Origin of the sequence: Peribacillus psychrosaccharolyticus ATCC 23296, assembly GCF_000305495.1 — a bacterium.
Classification (GTDB): Bacteria; Bacillota; Bacilli; order Bacillales; family DSM-1321; genus Peribacillus; species Peribacillus psychrosaccharolyticus.
Map to the genome: position 1 here is coordinate 1 of NZ_AJTN02000020.1, position 19,866 is coordinate 19,866.

General features: G+C 42.2%; 18 protein-coding genes and 1 pseudogene. 2 read left to right on the plus strand and 17 right to left on the minus strand.

Annotated elements, in window-relative coordinates; translation table 11 throughout:
- Positions 1–334: 334 nt before the first annotated feature.
- The 7 genes from dtd to WYK_RS02920 form a co-directional block, all read right to left on the minus strand.
- Positions 335–784 (minus strand): D-aminoacyl-tRNA deacylase, encoded by a 450-nt coding sequence (gene dtd / locus WYK_RS02890; RefSeq protein WP_040373092.1) that lies wholly within the window; start codon positions 782–784, stop codon positions 335–337.
- A 16-nt stretch (positions 785–800) separates the two neighbouring features.
- The gene (locus WYK_RS02895; protein WP_040373094.1) at positions 801–2,993 is read right to left on the minus strand and encodes a RelA/SpoT family protein; all 2,193 of its coding nucleotides are present in this window, start codon (positions 2,991–2,993) and stop codon (positions 801–803) included.
- A 368-nt stretch (positions 2,994–3,361) separates the two neighbouring features.
- Positions 3,362–3,874, minus strand: coding sequence for an adenine phosphoribosyltransferase (locus tag WYK_RS02900; RefSeq protein ID WP_040373096.1), 513 nt, complete (start codon positions 3,872–3,874; stop codon positions 3,362–3,364).
- Positions 3,865–6,234 carry a single-stranded-DNA-specific exonuclease RecJ gene (recJ, locus tag WYK_RS02905; RefSeq protein WP_040373098.1) on the minus strand — a complete coding sequence of 790 codons (2,370 nt, stop codon included), beginning with the start codon at positions 6,232–6,234 and terminating at the stop codon, positions 3,865–3,867. The genes WYK_RS02900 and recJ overlap by 10 nt, the downstream gene beginning before the upstream one ends.
- Positions 6,235–6,366: 132 nt before the next feature.
- On the minus strand, positions 6,367–6,582 hold the full coding sequence (locus tag WYK_RS02910) for a LapA family protein (protein WP_051387284.1): 216 nt from the start codon (positions 6,580–6,582) through the stop codon (positions 6,367–6,369).
- Positions 6,583–6,752: 170 nt separating this feature from the next.
- Positions 6,753–9,014, minus strand: coding sequence for a protein translocase subunit SecDF (gene secDF, locus WYK_RS02915; RefSeq protein ID WP_040373099.1), 2,262 nt, complete (start codon positions 9,012–9,014; stop codon positions 6,753–6,755).
- Positions 9,015–9,288: 274 nt separating this feature from the next.
- A complete protein-coding gene (locus WYK_RS02920) occupies positions 9,289–9,591 on the minus strand; it encodes a post-transcriptional regulator (protein ID WP_235782423.1) in 303 nt (100 codons plus the stop codon).
- A 117-nt stretch (positions 9,592–9,708) separates the two neighbouring features.
- On the opposite strand from WYK_RS02920, the gene spoVB reads away from it, so the two are divergent.
- Positions 9,709–11,271, plus strand: a complete 1,563-nt coding sequence (spoVB, locus tag WYK_RS02925) for a stage V sporulation protein B (protein ID WP_040373100.1) — start codon at positions 9,709–9,711, stop codon at positions 11,269–11,271.
- A gap of 1 nt (position 11,272) precedes the next feature.
- Here spoVB and WYK_RS02930 read toward each other — a convergent pair whose 3' ends face one another.
- Positions 11,273–11,914 carry a DUF421 domain-containing protein gene (locus WYK_RS02930; RefSeq protein WP_040373101.1) on the minus strand — a complete coding sequence of 214 codons (642 nt, stop codon included), beginning with the start codon at positions 11,912–11,914 and terminating at the stop codon, positions 11,273–11,275.
- Positions 11,915–12,061: 147 nt separating this feature from the next.
- Between WYK_RS02930 and WYK_RS02935 the strand changes: the two genes are divergently transcribed.
- Positions 12,062–12,430, plus strand: a complete 369-nt coding sequence (locus WYK_RS02935; protein ID WP_040373102.1) for a TIGR04086 family membrane protein — start codon at positions 12,062–12,064, stop codon at positions 12,428–12,430.
- A 310-nt stretch (positions 12,431–12,740) separates the two neighbouring features.
- Here the strand turns inward: WYK_RS02935 and yajC are convergent, their stop codons facing one another.
- The 9 genes and pseudogenes from yajC to WYK_RS24750 form a co-directional block, all read right to left on the minus strand.
- On the minus strand, positions 12,741–13,022 hold the full coding sequence (gene yajC / locus WYK_RS02940; RefSeq protein WP_040373104.1) for a preprotein translocase subunit YajC: 282 nt from the start codon (positions 13,020–13,022) through the stop codon (positions 12,741–12,743).
- A 35-nt stretch (positions 13,023–13,057) separates the two neighbouring features.
- Complete coding sequence (tgt, locus tag WYK_RS02945; protein ID WP_040373106.1) at positions 13,058–14,197, minus strand: tRNA guanosine(34) transglycosylase Tgt; 1,140 nt, start codon at positions 14,195–14,197, stop codon at positions 13,058–13,060.
- A 24-nt stretch (positions 14,198–14,221) separates the two neighbouring features.
- Complete coding sequence (gene queA, locus WYK_RS02950) at positions 14,222–15,250, minus strand: tRNA preQ1(34) S-adenosylmethionine ribosyltransferase-isomerase QueA (protein ID WP_040373107.1); 1,029 nt, start codon at positions 15,248–15,250, stop codon at positions 14,222–14,224.
- 75 nt (positions 15,251–15,325) lie between these two features.
- The gene (gene ruvB / locus WYK_RS02955) at positions 15,326–16,327 is read right to left on the minus strand and encodes a Holliday junction branch migration DNA helicase RuvB (protein WP_040373108.1); all 1,002 of its coding nucleotides are present in this window, start codon (positions 16,325–16,327) and stop codon (positions 15,326–15,328) included.
- Positions 16,328–16,340: 13 nt separating this feature from the next.
- On the minus strand, positions 16,341–16,955 hold the full coding sequence (gene ruvA, locus WYK_RS02960; protein ID WP_040373109.1) for a Holliday junction branch migration protein RuvA: 615 nt from the start codon (positions 16,953–16,955) through the stop codon (positions 16,341–16,343).
- A 114-nt stretch (positions 16,956–17,069) separates the two neighbouring features.
- Positions 17,070–17,555, minus strand: coding sequence for an intercompartmental signaling factor BofC (locus tag WYK_RS02965; RefSeq protein WP_040373110.1), 486 nt, complete (start codon positions 17,553–17,555; stop codon positions 17,070–17,072).
- Positions 17,556–17,821: 266 nt separating this feature from the next.
- Entirely contained in the window at positions 17,822–18,460 is a 639-nt protein-coding gene (locus WYK_RS02970) for a YhcN/YlaJ family sporulation lipoprotein (protein ID WP_040373111.1), read from the minus strand.
- Positions 18,461–18,552: 92 nt separating this feature from the next.
- Positions 18,553–19,287, minus strand: a complete 735-nt coding sequence (locus tag WYK_RS02975) for a phosphotransferase (protein WP_040373113.1) — start codon at positions 19,285–19,287, stop codon at positions 18,553–18,555.
- Between the two features lie 219 nt (positions 19,288–19,506).
- A pseudogene (locus WYK_RS24750) lies at positions 19,507–19,866 on the minus strand (hypothetical protein); the annotation flags it as partial.

Genomic DNA, 19,866 nt, shown 5'->3' on the forward strand with positions numbered 1-19,866 from the left:
CCCATCATTCTGCCGCAAACTCGGTTTGATTCTTCCCGAACGAGCTAAACATTCTTCCCTAAATCTGATTAATTCTTCCCTACGCTTGAATCGGCTGCCGAAAAGGAGTATCTGGCTCTTTAGATACCCTTTTTTATAACCCCGAACTTGAAAAACGTGATCGACTGATTTCAACAGCTTGGTTTGGACATCTTGAATCCTCTATTCCTTACCAAGGAGAAAACATTCTCCCCTAAGGTTGACTGTTTCTTCCCTACCTTGAATAGGCTGCTAAAAAGTTACATTCCTAACGTAAAAAAAGCAAACCCGTCATTTCTGTGGGTTTGCTTCGTCTTTATTTCTTTTCTTTGCTTTCTAGTATGAGGGTGACGGGGCCGTCGTTGGTTAGTTGGACTTGCATCATGGCTCCGAATTGGCCAGTTTCGACGGTTAGGCCTTTTTGGCGGAGTTCGTCGTTAAACTGTTCGTAGATGATGGTTGCTTCTTTTGGACGAGCGGCGTCCATGAAGTTCGGGCGGCGGCCTTTGCGGCAGTCTCCATACAACGTGAATTGTGATATGGACAGCACCGATCCACCGACATCAAGCAATGAAAAATTCATTTTTTCATTTTCATCTTCAAAGATTCGCAGGTTTGCGATCTTTTCAGCCAAGTATGCTGCATCTTCACTCGTATCGCCATGTGTAACGCCGACTAACACGACAAGTCCACTGTCAATTGCGCCAATAATTTGTTCATCGACAGTGACGCTTGCTGCCTTGGAACGTTGAATTACTACTCGCATGTCAGTTCAAAACTCCTTAATTCATGTTCCGTCTTACCGAATAAATATCAGGAATTTGCTTAATCTTATCGACAACCTTCTGCAGGTGGCTGATATTCGTAATTGATATGACCATGTTAATCGTAGCCATCTTGTTGCGATCAGACTTTCCAGAAACGGAAGACATATTCGTTTTGGCCTCAGCAACCGTCTGTAAGACTTCATTAAGCAAGCCGCGGCGGTCATAGCCGGTAATCTCAATTTCAACATTATATTCTTTATGTGAATTTAAATCTGTTTCCCATTCAACAGGAATCAAGCGATCTTCTTCGCCGCTTTCAAGATTAGTACAGTCCGTCCGGTGTATTGATACACCGCGGCCTTTCGTAATAAAGCCGACAATTTCGTCGCCGGGAACCGGGTTACAGCACTTCGACAAACGAATCAGCAGATTATCAATGCCTTGTACACGGACGCCGGATTCACGTTTCTTCGTATGACTGACTGTTTTGACTTCAGATACTGCTTCTTTCAAATCTGTCAGCTGATCTTGTTCTTTTTGTTTGCGTAATCTCTCGGTCAAGCGATTGGCAATCTGTAATCCGGTTATGCCATTGTAGCCGACTGCGGCATACATATCGTCTTCATTGGAAAAATTAAATTTCTCTGCTACACGTTTTAGGTTTTCTGGCGTCAGGACTTCTTTCAGATCGAATTCCATCTCTTTGATTTCGGAAGCAACCATTTCGCGGCCTTTTTCAATATTCTCTTCACGACGCTGTTTCTTAAAGAATTGACGGATTTTATTCTTCGCCTGTGATGTCTGGGTCATCTTCAGCCAGTCTGGACTCGGTCCATACGAATGCTTAGATGTCAGAACCTCCATGATATCACCGGTTTTCAGCTTATAATCAAGAGGGACAATCTTGCCATTCACCTTCGCACCAATTGTTTTGTTTCCAATTTCAGAGTGAATTCGGTACGCAAAATCAATCGGGTTCGATCCAGCAGGCAGCTCAATAACATCGCCCTTCGGTGTGAAAATAAATACCATATCAGAAAATAGATCAATTTTTAATGACTCCATAAATTCTTCAGCATTGGTCGCGTCATCTTGGAATTCAAGGATTTCACGGAACCATGTCAACTTATCTTCAAGTGAAGCTTGTTCGGTGATTTCCTTGCCTTCTTTATACGCCCAGTGCGCAGCAACCCCGTACTCAGCAATTTGGTGCATTTCCGAAGTCCGAATTTGCACTTCAAGCGGATCCCCTTTAGGGCCAATTACTGTGGTATGCAGCGATTGATACATATTCGGCTTTGGCATCGCGATATAGTCCTTAAATCGGCCTGGCATTGGCTTCCAGCACGTATGAATAATTCCAAGAACCGCATAGCAATCCTTAATGCTGTTCACCACAATCCTTACTGCCAGCAAATCATAAATCTCGGTGAATTGCTTATTTTGCACGACCATTTTACGATAGATGCTGTAAATATGTTTCGGACGGCCGGAAATATCCGCCTTTATATTTACATCCGTTACCTCTTGGCGCACCTCATCGATGACGCCGCTTAGGTATTCCTCGCGCTCGGCACGTTTTTTCTTCATCAAATTAACAATCCGGTAGTATTGCTGAGGATTCAAATAACGTAAAGCTGTATCCTCAAGCTCCCATCGGATAGCGCTGATTCCGAGACGATGTGCAAGTGGTGCAAAAATTTCAAGCGTTTCATTTGAGATTCGACGTTGTTTCTCCTGAGGAAGATGCTTTAACGTCCGCATATTATGAAGACGATCAGCAAGTTTAATTAGTATGACACGAATATCCTGTGCCATGGCAACGAACATTTTCCGATGATTTTCAGCCTGCTGTTCTTCCTGCGATTTATATTTAATTTTCCCAAGCTTTGTTACACCGTCAACCAGCATGGCGACTTCTTCGCTGAAGTTTTCGGCAATATCTTTAAGGGAAACTTCCGTATCCTCAACCACATCATGTAAAAAACCACCAGCTATCGTAGCGGGGTCCATTTCTAGGTCAGCAAGGATTCCAGCAACCTGGATGGGGTGGATAATATACGGTTCGCCTGATTTGCGAAACTGCTCACGATGGGCATATTCCGCATATTTATAGGCCCGGTATATGAAATCCGCTTCATCCTGGTCTAAATATTGCTTTGCCCGTTCCACAACCTGATCGGCTGTCTTTATTTGATCATTAGCCATACAATTATCACCTTTACCCCACTTTAAACGGTTAACCGTTTAAGGTTGATTGGTTACACCATTTGCAAACAGAAAAGAAACGTAAAAAAGCCACTAGCAGGCTGCTATTTTCAGCAAAACGTGACAATTTTTGCAAACTTCCTATGCAATTTCCTTTAGATGTCGATCATCTATCTATCCATAAATCATTAGCAGCATCAAGGTTCTTCTAAAAAATACATTATTGTTACTATTATCAAGAAAATACGGCCGTATGTAAAGTGATAAACAGGGATTTTCTCTATTATAAAGCTATTTTTTTCTGGAAATTAGAAAAAAAACTTTTTTTATATTAAAAAAGGCACCTAAAAATCAGGTACCTGCGTTTATTAGTAAGTCATTAAACTACGAACGTCATAACCAGTAAGTTTGTCTTTACCATCAAGGTAAGATAACTCAATTAAGAAAGCAATTCCGGCAACAATGCCGCCTAGTTCTTCAACTAGCTGAATGGTAGCTTCGATGGTTCCGCCTGTAGCAAGAAGATCATCTGTAATTAGTACGCGTTGTCCTGGCTTAATTGCGTCTTTGTGAATCGTCAAGACATCTTTACCGTACTCTAGACCGTATTCAACTTTTACGGTTTCACGTGGTAATTTTCCTTCTTTACGAACAGGTGCAAAGCCTACTCCAAGTGCATAAGCAACTGGACATCCGATGATGAATCCGCGTGCTTCCGGTCCAACAACGATATCAATGGCTTTATCTTTTGCGTATTCGACGATTTGATCTGTCGCAAAACGATAAGCTTCACCATTTTCCATAAGACTTGAAATATCTTTAAAGCTAATGCCCGGCTTCGGCCAATCAGGCACAATTGTAATAAAATTCTTTAAATCCATTCTGTTGCTTCCTCCTCAGGTCTGCTAGAAACAGATACCTTTTTGTTAAGCCATTCGAATAATTGCTGATAAGAAGAATATACAAGCTCTTGTTCAAGCTCAAATTGCTCATTCTTACGTCTATATGAATCTGATTCACTTAAGTCGCGTTTGTTCGTCTGGCTGCTTAGTTCAATAAGCCCATTCTCTATTGTAACAAAATCTAGTTCAAAAAACACCTGTGAGATAAAATCAATCGTATGACGCGACCAGCCACGGTATTTTGCCAGTTCGTCTCCACGCTTTTTAATATCGAATGGTCCTTTTTTTGCTAGGAAAGCATAAAACCATTTAAAATGGTCTCTCGTTGGCATCGTCGCTAAGAAATTATCCTGCTGATGGTGAAAATGAGCATAAATCCGTTCGGGATGCTTATCAGTCAGCAGGTTATCAATATGCGCTCGTTCTGGAGGCATATCCATTAAGATAATACTGCTTCCGTCAATGTCCACATTTTCGGCCATAACCGCATTAGGGATATATAAAACATCTTCAGTGGTTTCTAAGAATGGGTACTGCTTGAATGTTGACTCATTAAAGACGATGACTTTTCGATTCTTAACTGGTGTTTCAGTCAGCCATTTATTCACCTGACTACTTCCACGATGATCAAAAAGCTGCCAATGATCCACGCATATATCTTTTAAGAAAATCTGCGGTTTACGATTATTGTTCCATTCGTTAATCGAAAGTTCCCCAATAACAGAAACTGCCGAGATTGGTGAGATATGGTCGGCGGTATCACCAAGACCAAAACCAATACCATCTAACACATCTGGCGTTTCCTCAAGAACTAATTTCAAATGGTTATGGTTGGAACCTATTTTCCGCACCGATGATAAATGAACCTGTTCAATCAAAATCCGCGGTTTAGGATTTCCCATCCCGAATGGAGCTAATAAATTCATTTCTTCAATCGATTGTATGGAGATATCAGCAAGGGTCGTCTTGCCATCTAATTTCGTAACCGGTGTCCACTGCTCTTCAGTCAGCTGCTCATCTGCAAGTGCACAAAGACGGCTGCGCAGTTCTTGTACATCCTCTATTTTCAATGTCATTCCAGCTGCCATCGGGTGTCCGCCAAAATGCGGAAGCAATTCACGACAGGTTGATAGATTCTTAAACAGATCATAGCCTTCAATACTCCGAGCAGATCCTTTCGCCAGACCTGTTTCAGGATCAAAGCTAAGGACGATGACCGGACGATAAAAGCGGTCGACCAAACGCGAGGCAACGATGCCGACAATACCAGCATTCCAGCCTTCGCCGCCAATCACTAACACACTGTTTGATTCAATTGGAAAGTTCGTTTCCACTTCATTAATCGCGTGTTCGGTAATATCCGCTACAATCGCCTGACGTTGTTTATTAATCTCGTCAATTTCATCAGCTGCAACATTTGCCAGGCTTTGATCATTCTCCATTAATAAATCAACCGCTGGATCGGCATCTCCCAGACGACCAACAGCATTGATCCGCGGTGCGAGACCAAAACCAATTGACTCTTCAGTTAGGGCTTGCTGCTGTATACTCGCTTTTTTCATCAGCGCAATCAGACCTGGACGTTTTGTCTGACGAAGCTTTTCGATTCCACGAGCAGCAATTAGTCTGTTTTCACCAAATAGCGGAACAAGGTCAGCAATCGTTCCAATCGCGGCTATTTCTAGTAAATCCTCCGGAAGCTCGCCAAGAAGGGCATGTGCAAGTTTAAGCGCCACACCCACTCCAGCTAAATCCTTAAACGGATATGGATTATCTTCAAGTTTCGGATGAATGATGGCAAGTGCATCAGGAAGGACAGGACTCGGTTCATGGTGATCTGTGACAATATAATCTATGCCCAGCTCTTTCGCGAGATCTGCTTCCTCAATGGCTGAAATGCCTGTATCAACCGTAATCATGAGCTTAACGTCCTGTTCAGCGGCAAGCCTGAAGGCCATTTCATTCGGACCATATCCTTCACTAAAACGGTTTGGTATATAAAAATCGACATTGGCACCAAGCTTGGTCAGGGTTTCCATCATGACGGTTGTACTGCTGACACCATCTGCATCATAATCACCGAAAATCCTGATTTTTTCTTGGCTTTCAATCGCTCTATGAATGCGTCCTACTGCTATGTCCATATCTTTTAATAGATACGGATCATGGAATTCTTGTTTTTTTATAAATAGAAATGAACGCGCTGCTTCAACTGTATCCAAACCGCGGTTCACTAATAATGTTGCAACCAAAGGTGTGATATGAAGCTCTTGAGCTAATACTTCGACTATATTTTGATCAGCGGTCTGTAAATTCCACCGCGATTTTGATTTCAACAAAAAAAATCACCCCTCAAGCATACAATTATATAAAAATTGCTGAAGGGTTTCAAATAAATTCTTTTTTTGATGGATTATTATTCCTTAACTTCGACAGGCAGTACATCTTCTGGATGTTCTTTTTCTAGATGTTTAACTCTCCGTTTCAATGTAAAAATACTTCACGCTTCCAATTGAGCCAACAATGATTCCACCCATTAATACCGAGCCTAAGATCACTAGTATCAATGGAAAATCAGTCTCACCGAACATATAATTAACCGATACAGGATCTACATTAATCACGGCAAAAATCGACACTAAAATGGCAAAAACTATTCCCAGTAAAAACATCCACTGCATTTTCATCGACATCATTCCCCCTTTTCTCTTTCTCCTCCATTCCCAGATATGGGAAGTGAATAAACATACTAACTATAGCATATTGCAAAATGGGCGGTATGATACATCCGTGAGACAGGGAAAGCCCAAATAAAAAACAGCCCGCAGAATGGCTCTGCGAACTGTTTTTCTAGTTATTAAACTTGGCCTTCTAAGCTTTTCTTCTCATCAGGCACAGTTTTAAGGGTGCCTTTTTGTTTAAGTTCTTTGTTTTTCAGATCAAGCCAGAACTGAGATGCAATGAAGATAGATGAATAGACTCCGCAAAGCATTCCGATTAAGAGTGCAATGGAGAAGTTCCGAATTGATTCACTTCCGAAAATCATCAGTGCAATAACAGCAATTAATACAGTTAAAACGGTATTAATGGAACGTGTTAAGGTTTGGCGAATACTGATGTTGACGATTTCGACAAGTTCTTCGGTTGTCTTGATCTTCTTCTTAGAGCGCATGTTTTCCCTGATTCGGTCAAAGGTAACAATCGTATCATTGATTGAATACCCGACGATGGTCAGAATCGCAGCAATGAAGGTAATATCCACTTCCAGCCCGAGTACACTGAAAATCGTAATAACAAAGAATGCGTCATGCAAGAGTGAAACAACAGCTGGCAATGCCATTCTCCATTCGAAACGGATGGATACGTATAAGATAATACCCAGTGAGGCAATCCCTACAGCTTTCATCGCATTTTTGGCTAATTCTTTCCCAACTGCTGATGACACTGTGCTGATATTGGGCTCAGTGTTATAAAGAGCGGTAAACTCTTTCTTCAAATCTGAGATTTCCTCTTTATTAAGTTCCTCATTCAGACGAACAATTCCGCCTTCATTATTGGTTCCTGATAGGACGATACTTTCTCTTTCATAGCCTAGCTTATCAAAGTCTGCCTCAATTTGTTCTTGAGTCAGTGATTTCTCTGATGTGAAGTCAACCCGAGTACCGCTGGTAAAATCAATGCCTAAATTTAATTTAAAGACAAACAAGAAGATAATTCCGATTACCGTCAGTGCGATTGAGAATGCGTAGAATTTTTTTCTATGCTTCACAAAATCGAATTTATCAAAATGTGTCGGCAGGGTATAAAGAGTTTTCTTCTCAGCTAGAGAATGAATATCTTTTTTCCTAGTTCCGAACCAGCCTGGGTGATTGTTGAAAATGTTGCTATTCACCCAAAGACCCATGAAGAAACGTGTTCCATAGACAGCTGTTATGAAACTCATCAAAATACTGATTATCAGCGTGGTCGCAAATCCTTTGACCGAGCTTGTTCCATAGACGAACAATACGCCTGCTGCCAGTAATGTGGTTAAGTTGGCATCCGTAATAGTCGCCAATGAATTTTTATTACCTTCTTTAAAAGCAGCTTTCACGGAACGGCCAAGCTTAAGCTCATCCTTAATCCGTTCATAGGTAATAATATTGGCATCGACTGCCATCCCGACTCCGAGAATTAATGCAGCGATCCCTGGGAGCGTCAGCACGGCATGCATCCAATCAAAGACGAGCAGTGTAAGGAAAATATATATAGAAAGCGTTACAACGGCAATAAAGCCTGGGAAACGGTAATACACGAGCATGAATAGGAAGATTGCTGCAATCCCGATCACTCCAGCAAGAACGGTATCTTGGAGTGCTTTTTCACCGAATTGAGCACCGACAGACGTCGAGTACTTTTCAGTAAGGTCAACTGGCAATGAGCCGGCATTTAACAGATCCGCCAGTTCTTTTGCTTCTTTTACGGTAAAGTTACCTGTGATATTTACTTTATTCGTCGTAAATACTTCCCTCACCGTTGGGGAGGAAATCATATTATCCGTTGTATCTGGTTTTTGAATTGAATCCTTGCCTTCTTCAAAATCCAGCCAGATTGCTAATACATTCGTTACAACAGGAGTTTCTGGCATGGCAGAAATTTGTTCAGAAATTTTCTTGAACTTTTCCGGATTCTTCAAGGTTACTTCAACAACTGGTTTATTGTCCATGTAGCCTTGCTTCGCTCCGCCTTCTTTTAAATCATTCCCGGTCATCATTTCTTTGTCATTATAATCACGGAAAGATAATTTCGCTTGAGTTGAGAGAATTTTACGCGCGTTGTCTTGGTCTTTTACACCAGCCAGCTGCACACGGATTCGATCTTTTCCTTCTACTTGGATCGACGGCTCACTTACACCGAGGACATCGATACGTTTACTTAGGGCTTGAGCGGTACTTGTTAGAACCTCCTCATCAACCTTTGAGCCATCAAGTGTATCTACCTCATACAAGACTTCAAAACCGCCTTGTAAATCCAGGCCGAGCTTAATTTCGTTTAGAATGCCTTTTGAAGTCGTTCCAATTGCTGCAAAAATGACAATTGCAATTAAAAAGAACGCAAGTATCCTACTTCTTTTTACCATTATGTAATTGGCCCCTTTCTTTCTCACACGCCATATCCTGGATGCAATAAACGTCATCTAAAAACGTAAAACAACGGTTCTATCAAGGAACTGAATGAGCGAGGTAATTGGTTATATCCGTCTTTTTATCCATGCAAAAATTTACAAAATTCGCTAAAAGAATTGCAACATCACTATTATGAGACAATTTGAAACAACTGTCAATTTAAGAATCGGACTTTTTCCTTTTTTAGGCAAAAAAAATCCCCGCTGCCTTGGCGGGTTAATCGACGACTTATTTTTTCAGCACTTCTTCTAAATCTTCAGAAGAAATGGACCGGTACGCTTGGACGGTCTTATACGTCATATACTGACTGCTGGTTAAAGAGATAATATCGGCAGCCACTTCATAGAGGCGGGTAGATTCTTTTGGCTTTTTCCATTTCTTCTTAAGCAGACACAACCAAATATCCTCAATACTCACTTCATTTATGCCGTACATCCTAAATTCTTCGTACTTACTTTTTAAAAAGGGCCTGACTTCAGCATAGTAATGCTGATACGGATGGTTCATCTCCACACTTAACCCTCCATTCAAATTAACTTCTCCCTGCTTATTTATGCAAATTTCGGGAAGCCTGTCATGCTTTGTCCAACTCTTCATATAGTTAATTGTATATGAAAACAGTTTTTTTGAGAAGGCGAGGATGACTGAATGTCCAAATTTTTCAAGGGAACTCTGATTTTATTGCTGGCAAGTTTAATCGTACGTATTCTCGGGTTCATCAATCGAATTGTTGTAGCCCGTTTTATTGGCGGTGAAGGTGTCGGGCTCTATATGATGGCCCTTCCGACCTTATTTCTTGTTATCAATATTACGCAAATCGGTCTTCCAGTAGCGATCTCTAAGTACGTTGCCGAGGCAAGTGCTAAAGGCGATGAGCAAAAAATCAAAAAAATACTCGTTGTCTCATTAGGATGTACCTTTTCGCTTTCTCTGATATTCACACCATTGCTAATCATTTTTGCGCCTTGGCTTTCAGAAACGCTATTTACCGACTCCCGAGTCGTCTGGCCTTTGCGGGCAATTGCCCCCATTGTTCCCATTATAGCGATTTCATCTGTTCTGCGCGGATATTTTCAAGGAAAACAAAACATGCAGCCTTTTGCTTTCTCTCAAGTCATTGAGCAAGTGGCACGAATCACCTTCATTGCTGTCTTAACCAAAGCCTTTCTTCCATATGGGATTGAATATGCAGCAGCTGGTGCCATGCTTGCCTCCATCATTGGGGAACTTGTCTCTCTGGTTTATTTACTGACAAGCTTTAAACTGAAAAAACATTTTAAATTTCGTAAAAAATTCTTTTCTTCGATAAGATCAGGAAAAGACACACTTCGAGAATTAATGGGGATTGCCATGCCCGCAACCGGCAGTCGGTTAATTGGTTCGGTTGCTTGGTTTCTAGAACCGATTGTCGTAGCACAAAGCTTGGCCGCTGCTGGAATCGCAACATCCATCGCGACGATGCAATACGGGGAATTAACGGGTTACGCCTTGCCGCTGCTCATGCTTCCTTCATTTGTAACCTCATCACTCGCGACCTCCCTTATCCCAGCCATTAGTGAAGCAAATGCCAGAGGGGATATGGCGTTAGTCGAACGGCGGATGCAGCAGACGCTGTGGATTGCTTTTGTCACTGGTTCCCTCGCCGTGGTTACGTTATTTGTTTTAGCTGAGCCGCTGTTAATTCTGATGTACGGTTCATCAAGTGCCGCGGTTTTCATTAAGTTTCTTGCACCATTTTTCATTTTGTATTATTACCAGTTCCCGCTTCAATCCATCATGCAGGCGCTTAACCTAGCAAAAGCAGCGATGTTCAACAGTATGGCCGGTAATGTCTTAAAAATAGCCGTCATTTGGGTTCTTGCTTCGAAAGAAAGTATGGGAATTATGGGCGCAGCCATTGGGATTGGTACAGGGGCCGTTTTGGTTACCTTGCTCCATTTCTCCACGCTGTTAAAAGTTGTTCCGTTCACCTTACGAGTGAAACCTTATTTAACAGTCACCTGTATCGCTTTGTTTTCCGGCTTTGGGGGTCATTATACCTACCATACACTATTAGCAGGGCAGCAGCTGACAATCACCACCCTGCTGTCTCTGAGCGTTATCTGCACCTTGTTTTTACTCTTGATGGTGCTTACAGGTCAAATCAGAAAATCTGCCATGGTACGTATCCCGGTCATTGGACATTTCCTATCTCGATTTACTTTCCGCTAGGTTACTTTTCATCAATAAAAAGGGTGCCGTCCATGTACGTGGCGAGTGAGATGAGTTTTTCATTATGGTACCCTTTCTTTTTTAATTCCTGCCGCAGCCATTTCTCGTCTTTATTTATTTCCTTTAATACTTTTTTTTGAATTACACCATCCATAATTAACGGGAAAGGGGATAGGCCTTGTTTCTTCATTTCTTTCTTCTCGAGTATTGACAGCTCACCAGATGTCTCAAGAATGGCATATTCAACATCACTTACATTAAATACACCTTGTCCACGGAGCTGCGCAAGTAAATCGTCGAGATTATACCGCTGCTTCCGCATCATGCTTTCATCAATTATGCCCTTGTTGATGATAATGACCGGGTCACCGTCTACAAGACTGCGAAATCGTTTACTTTTAATGGAAATATACGCAAAAACTATCTGGATCACCATCAAAATTCCCATAGGAAAAACCGAATCTAAAATGGTTGCATCATGATTTTCGATAGCCCCCACGGCCAAGTCTCCAATCATAATGAATACCACTAAATCTAAGATACTTAGCTCGCCGACCTCTCGCTTTCCCATCACCCTAAAAATAATTAATATAGCTACATACATAATAAATGTTCTCGAGCCCATTAAACCAAAATCATGCATATAGGACCCTCCTTAATTGCTAACAATCTGCTTAGTATGCAATGAACGGGTTCTAAATATTCGATTAGCGGAATATGCTTGTACAAAGGCAGCACTGGCATGCCATATGATATATGAAGGGAGTCGAAAACCATCGAAACAAAACAAATGGGTACTGCGATTATGTACGGGCTTGCCGTTATCTTTGTCATTGCCATTGTCACAAGCTTCATCTTTGCCACCTTGCTGCGCTTTACAAACATCCAAGAAAGCTCGCTCACATACATTATTATGGCGATCTCGTTTTTAGCGCTTTTCATCGGAGGATTCATCTCTGGCGGCAAAGGAAAAAAACAAGGCCTAGTACTTGGCGGCGGGACTGGGATCCTATACTTTCTCATCATCTTTATTTTTCAATACCTTGGCTATGACACGCTCTTCACGTTTAAACAATGGGTCTACTACGCCTGTTTCATCATTACAGCTATGATGGGCGGCGTCCTTGGCGTAAACGTCAGCTCCAACCGCACATCTTAAATTAACCCCGAACTGGTTACCGGTTCGGGGTTTACTTTAGTATGACAGACCGATACTTTAGCCAGTTTGACTGATTAACTTGACCCGTTGACTGATACCAACCCCAGTTAGACTGATATACATTCTAGACCGATACTATTCTCTATTCGCTTCCAAGGAATAGAGACAGAAAATTTTACCTTCCTACGCACAAAAAATTAAATGTGTCTAAATATCGAATTATATAAAAAAGCCAAAAAAAAGCGAATTTACCCCATAAAAAAACGGTTCCCCCGGAGGAACCGTTTTGTTGGTACTGGTTTTAGAAAAGTTAGACTAATTCTTTTTCCGGTGCGCTTTCCGTCACTTCACGGATTGCTGAACGGTCGTATGTAAGTCTGCTTCCATCACCACATTTAAGAACGATTTTCGTATCATCAATTGAATCAATGAAACCATGTAAACCGCCGATAGTAACGATTTTGTCACCCTTTTTCAAGCTTGACTGCATAGAAGTAACAGCCTTTTGACGTTTTTGCTGCGGGCGGATTAACAGGAAATAAAAGATTACGAACATCAAAACTAATGATATTATTGAACCATATTGACCCATCTATCTCACTCCTTTCTTTGTGTAATATTTATTAGTTAAAAGTTTTTCGCGTTCGGTTTATTGAAACCGTACTGTTCGAAAAACTCCTCTCTAAAGTCTCCAAGACGATCTTCACGAATGGCTTGTCTCACTTGCTCCATTAAGTTTAACAGAAAATGAAGGTTATGGTAAGTCGTCAGACGAATTCCAAACGTTTCTTCACATTTAATTAAATGACGGATATACGCACGGCTGTAATTTTTACACACATGGCAATCACAATTTTCGTCGATTGGTCCGAAATCACGCGCATACTTTGCGTTTTTCACAACTAAGCGACCTGTTGACGTCATTAATGTACCATTACGAGCAATTCTCGTCGGTAGTACACAATCAAACATATCCACACCGCGGATGGCACCGTCAATCAATGAATCCGGTGAACCAACACCCATCAAGTAACGTGGTTTATCAGTTGGAAGCAGCGGAGTCGTGAACTCAAGCACTCGGTTCATAATATCCTTCGGTTCCCCAACTGAAAGTCCACCGATTGCGTATCCAGGGAAATCTAATGAAACAAGATCTTTTGCGCTTTGTCTACGCAAATTCTCATATTCTCCACCTTGTACAATTCCGAATAGGCCTTGATCATTTGGACGTTCGTGAGCATTTAAACAACGTTCTGCCCAGCGTGATGTACGCTCCACTGATTTCAACATATATTCTTCAGTAGCAGGGAATGGCGGACATTCATCAAAAGCCATCATAATATCTGAACCAAGTGCATTTTGAATCTGCATCGCTTTTTCCGGAGATAAAAACAGCTTATCGCCATTAATATGGTTACGGAAATGGACGCCTTCTTCTTCAATATTGCGGAACTTACTTAAAGAAAACACCTGAAAACCGCCGGAATCCGTTAAGATTGGACGATCCCAGTTCATAAACTTATGCAGCCCGCCTGCTTCTTGAACGATATCATGACCTGGACGAAGCCAAAGATGATACGTGTTGCTCAAAATAATTCCAGCACCCATTTGCTTAAGATCCTCTGGTGACATTGTCTTAACTGTCGCCATTGTTCCTACCGGCATAAATGCAGGTGTATCAAACGAACCATGCGGTGTATGGACGCGTCCAAGTCTCGCACCAGTTTGCTTACATGTTTTAATAAATTCATAACGAATTGCTGACAAAGCATTCACTCCCTAGCCTCTATATTACTTGATTAGCATTGCATCTCCAAAACTAAAGAACCGGTATTTTTCCTTCACAGCTGTTTCATAGGCATGTAACACATGTTCACGTCCTGCAAGCGCACTAATCAGCATGATCAGCGTCGATTTTGGCAGATGAAAATTCGTAATCATGCAGTCAATCCCTTTAAATTCATAGCCTGGGAAAATAAAAATACTTGTCCAGCCGTTTTCTTCCTTAAACACACCATCATTCTGCGCAGCAATTGTTTCAAGCGTACGCGTAGACGTCGTTCCAACCGCGACAATTCGGCCGCCATTTTCCTTCGTCTTGTTCAACAGTTCTGCTGTCTCAGCGGTCATTTGATAAAACTCTGCGTGCATATCATGATTATCAATATCGTCAACACTCACTGGACGGAATGTTCCAAGTCCAACGTGAAGCGTAATAAACGTCACATTCACACCCAAATTACGAATCTCATCTAATAGATGCTGCGTGAAATGAAGACCGGCTGTCGGTGCTGCGGCCGAACCACGTTCCTTCGCATATACCGTCTGATAACGATCCTGATCGTCCAACTGCTCTTTAATATATGGAGGAAGCGGCATCGTACCCAGTTCATCAAGAATTTCGTAAAAAATTCCTTCGTACTGGAAATCGAAAATACGACCACCATGTTCAAGCTCCTCTGTACAAACAGCCGTTAGCTTTCCGTCACCAAAGACCACTTTCGTGCCAACTCTAATCCGTTTCGCTGGTTTCACAAGTGTCTCCCATGAATCATCACGCACCTGCTTCAGCAAGAGAACCTCAATCTTGCCGCCGGTACCGTCCTTACTGCCAAAAAGCCGTGCTGGAAGAACTTTTGTATCATTCAAGACCAAGCAGTCGCCCGGCTTTAGATAGGACTTCACATCGCTAAATATACCCTGTTCAATTTCACCCGTTTTTTTATCCAACACAAGTAAACGACTTGACTCTCGATCTTCAAGCGGCACCTGTGCAATCAATTCCTCTGGTAAATCAAAATCAAACAAATCTACTTTCAACAGTTCCACTCCCATTCATGATGTTAATTTTAACGAAATCGGTTAATAACATACAAGGTGGCCGATGTTCCTCAGTTATTCATTTGGGATTTCAAGTCCAAAGTGAGAATAGACAAGAGCAGTTGCCATCCTGCCCCTCGGCGTCCGCTGTAAAAATCCGATTTGCAGCAAATACGGTTCGTACACATCTTCAATCGTATGTGCCTCTTCACCGATCGTTGCGGCAATCGTTTCTAATCCAACAGGTCCACCGCGGAATTTTTCAATAATATTCTTCAATAATTTATGGTCAATATGATCAAGTCCTAAACGGTCAACCTGCATCAATTCAAGGGCGTAGTCAGCCAGTTTAAGTGTAATCGTTCCATCACCGCGGACTTGGGCGAAATCCCGTACCCGGCGCAGCAGACGGTTTGCAATCCTCGGCGTTCCCCGAGAACGTCGTGCTACTTCGTTTGCCGCTTGGGGATCCATTGTTGTTTCCATGATTTCAGCTGTCCGAACAACGATATCTGTCAACTGGGCCTCTGTATAATACTCAAGCCTGCTCAACACGCCAAAACGGTCTCGAAGCGGCGCTGATAAGGAACCTGCTCGTGTGGTTGCGCCAACGAGTGTAAAAGGAGGCAGGTCAATCCGAACGGAACGCGCAGTCGGACCTTTCCCAATCACGATATCCAAACAGAAGTCCTCCATCGCTGGATACAATACTTCCTCAACCGTTCGCGGCAGCCGATGGATTTCATCGATAAACAGAACATCACCAGGCTCAAGCGCGCTCAAAATAGCCGCAAGATCCCCTGGCCGCTCGATCGCAGGCCCTGATGTCGTACGAATATTCACACCCATTTCATTGGCAATAATCACCGCAAGCGTCGTCTTTCCAAGTCCAGGCGGGCCATATAATAGGACGTGATCGAGTGTCTCTTCCCGCATTCTTGCTGCTTCGATAAACACACTCAAATTTTCCTTCACTTTATCCTGGCCGATATACTGCTTTAAGTTTTGCGGCCTCAGGCTTTGCTCAAAGGACAGTTCGTTTGCATCCGCTTCCTGGTTGACAACTCTCTCCTCCATCACGCCACCCCTTTTATTTTAACATCAATTGCAATGCTTTTTTAATATACTGTTCAGTCGACATTTCTTCATCATCCAGCTTTTTGGCCACTTTCTGAACCTCTTTATCAGAATAACCAAGAGCTTTCAGTGCAAGGGCTGCTTCCTCAAGAGCTTCGTTGAATCCAGTCGCCTTGCCGGCACTCGCTGATCCATCGTTAAACAGATTCGGGAAGTAATCCGGTACTACGTTTTCAAGCTTGCCTTTTAAATCAAGAATCATCTGGCGGGCAGTCTTTTTCCCAACACCCGGGAATTTAACCAAGAATGCTTCATCTTCGTTTTCGATAGCCTGCACAACCTGGTCAACCTGACCAGACCCTAAGACGGCAAGTGCCCCCTTTGGACCAATTCCTGTAACATTTAACAATTTCGTAAATAATGCTTTTTCAATGCGCGTTGAAAAGCCAAAAAGTGACTCTGCATCTTCGCGGACATGATGATAGATAAATACTTGAACCATTTGCTGTACATTGGACGAATAACTGAACGGATTCGGCGTCACAATTTGATACCCAATTCCATTATTCTCGACTACTATGTACTCGGGTCCTACATAATCGACAGTTCCTTTTATAAAATCATACAAATCGCTTCGCTCCCTGATTTTGCTGTACCTCTCATTGTACCACAAATCATTCTGGAGTTAAGCCCAAAACGGAAAAAAGACGATGCCAGTTTTATGCACCGCCTTATCTATATGTTATTTTCCACTGATCGGAATACTATACGCCTTATACGCTGTAATCACCTGCTCGTACTGCTCTTTCGTCTTAATCGGAATCCCTTTAAGCAGTTCAGCATGTTGATATACTTCCAGCTTTCCAACATCCATCTGGAAGAAGGAATGAATGATTTGATCTTGATCAGGTTTACCATAATAGATCGACAGTTTGCCATCAACCGTCACGCCAAAGAACCCATTTGCTTTCAAGAGCGGCGATAAGTCATTTTCCTGCTTACGCAGTACTATTTCTTCTTCGCTCTGCTCAACCAGTTCCCATCCAGCATATTTCTGCCAAAAGTCGTCCATAGCCCTAATCGTTTCGACCGTGCTTTCCTCACTTATTTCTCCATCTACATAGACCCGCTGCAGAATAACCCTCTTATCCACTGTAGCCGCTTCAACTTGCACCTGTATCAGCATCATCCCAAAGAGGAGCGATACCCCAATTAACTTCCTTTTCATATCCCTCACCTCTCCCAAAGAAGTGCACTGCCTATCTTTCATAGTTTCACCAATAACCAGATAAATAACCCAGTAATTAAGAAAAATATCAAAAGCAGATTAGAAGACAAGGATGAAGGCGGATTCTATACAGGGATTCGGCTGGTTTGCACACTTATTCTGTTTTTTTGCACACTAACAGCGAAGCTACTAGTTCAGCATGTTTAAGCTCTAATAACATAAAAAAGGATTGTAGAGAAAAAGGTGCTTTTTCTCTACAATCTTTTTTACTCTCTATTTTGCGGGGTATGGTTCATTCTGTAGAAGTCTTCTACTTTTAAATGGCTCATATCGATTGGGAGTCCGCTGCGCAGGCGATTATCGACATTGATGGTACTGTGAAAATTATTGTTGTTAGCTACAATATGCAGCGTTCTATTTCCGATTATTGTTTGTACTTCGTCTCTTACATTTTCTGCGACTTGTTCTGCCTGGCTGTAATCATCCAGACTGAGCGCGAGAAAGATTCCATTACTCGTACTAACAGCACGGGAATCCTGCACATGCCTGACTTTATTCGCTTTTTGTCTAATGTTTTCAACGAGTCTGCCATTATAGGCTGTGTAATACATCGATCTAGCTTTTATTGGTTCCCCATCATGCTTGTGATAATTTCGATCGTTCCTGCTGTAGTCGTTATCCTGATAAAACATCCCTCGTTGATCTGTTGATTGATTCCCTAATCTCGACATCGGTGCATCATGACTAATTCTCCGCACCAGGTTATCTTTCTCAGTTGAATGATACCCCGACTCAAGTGTATTGGTGTTTTCGTTTTCCCCAGCCTGATTATCTCCCGCTGAACACCCAGTCAAGGTTACTGCAAACACTGTACATATCGGTAATAAGAAGATTTTTCTCCGCATCAACAAACCCCCTTCGCTTAGAGGCAGGATTCGCACCTGCCTTTATAGCATCTTAAGTAAAGGGAGTTTTTACTCTGACAGTTCGAACCATTTTAGGAAAGCAGCTTCGCAATACCTCGATTAAATTTCATACGCTTCGAATAATTCTCTACTGACAATTTCCAAACAGAATGCAGCCGTTTAGAATGATGGTATCCTTCTTCTTTCACAAGTCGGTTCCACTCTCGAAAAATATCAGCAGGATAAATCAGCGCGTATAAGAATGCACGATTATGACGGTATTTCTTTAATTCTGGATAACTCCAAAGTGTTTCTTCGGGATTATTCAAGTGAGGCAGAATCCGATTGGCATATTGTAAAAAATCGATAATCGGCGGTGCTTCACTAATTAAATCAAAATCAATTAAGGTCAGTTCTCCGTTATGCTTTCGTAAAAAATTATGATGCGCACAGTCACCATGAATGACCACACTCTTTTCACTGTATAACAAACGTTCGTATGCCTGCAGCCCTGACAACGACCATTCTGCCCACCGAATCCAACTATCCAAAATCGATTCCTCTACATATTCACGAATGACGGGCAGGTATTCTTTAAATAAGAGCAGACGTTCATGCCACTTTGTATGCTGATCAAACAAAGGAATACCGCTTTTTAAATTTGGAAGTGCATGGGCCGATGATTGATGAAATTGATTGAGTACCTCTAAACCATTTTGACGATTTTTATCATTGCGATAATTAAAGGACGTCTTTGCGGGTGGTAAATACTCAATTCCTGCGTATACCTTGTTTTCAAAATCGAATGGTCGTTCCTCAGCTAACATCCGATACGTACTGTTAAACCCATTTTTTTAATAACTGACGTTAAAATCTCCTGGCTTTCCCATTTCCGATAATTAGAAAAGCCTTTAATAATCAAAAATTTATTTCCGCTGCGAATTAGATGGACATCCCCACTTAAATGCTGAATCTTTTCTGGCCGGAACCCGCTGTTTTTTAAATAAGAAAGGAGACGAGTGTAGAAAACACTGTCCCCTCGTTGATTAGTAGCCATCGCTTTCATCAGCGTAGGTTGGATACCCAGAATGCAGCGGCGCTTGAACACCAGGAATTTGCTGATCAAAATTCCGTCCTCCATATGGCAGCTCACCAAACGGAATTCCGCCTAACTGCCCTTGTTCATCATTCATCATCTGCTGCTGGTCGCCAAATGGCTGACCGTACGGAGTTCTTTGCGGACCCCCGAATGGCTGACCATACGGACCCGGCGGACCCCCGAACGGTTGACCATATGGATTCCTCTGCTGACCTCCGAATGGTTGCTGGCCAAATGGGTTTCTTTGCTGGCCTCCAAATGGCTGCTGGCCAAATGGGTTGCCTTGCTGGCCTCCAAATGATTGCTG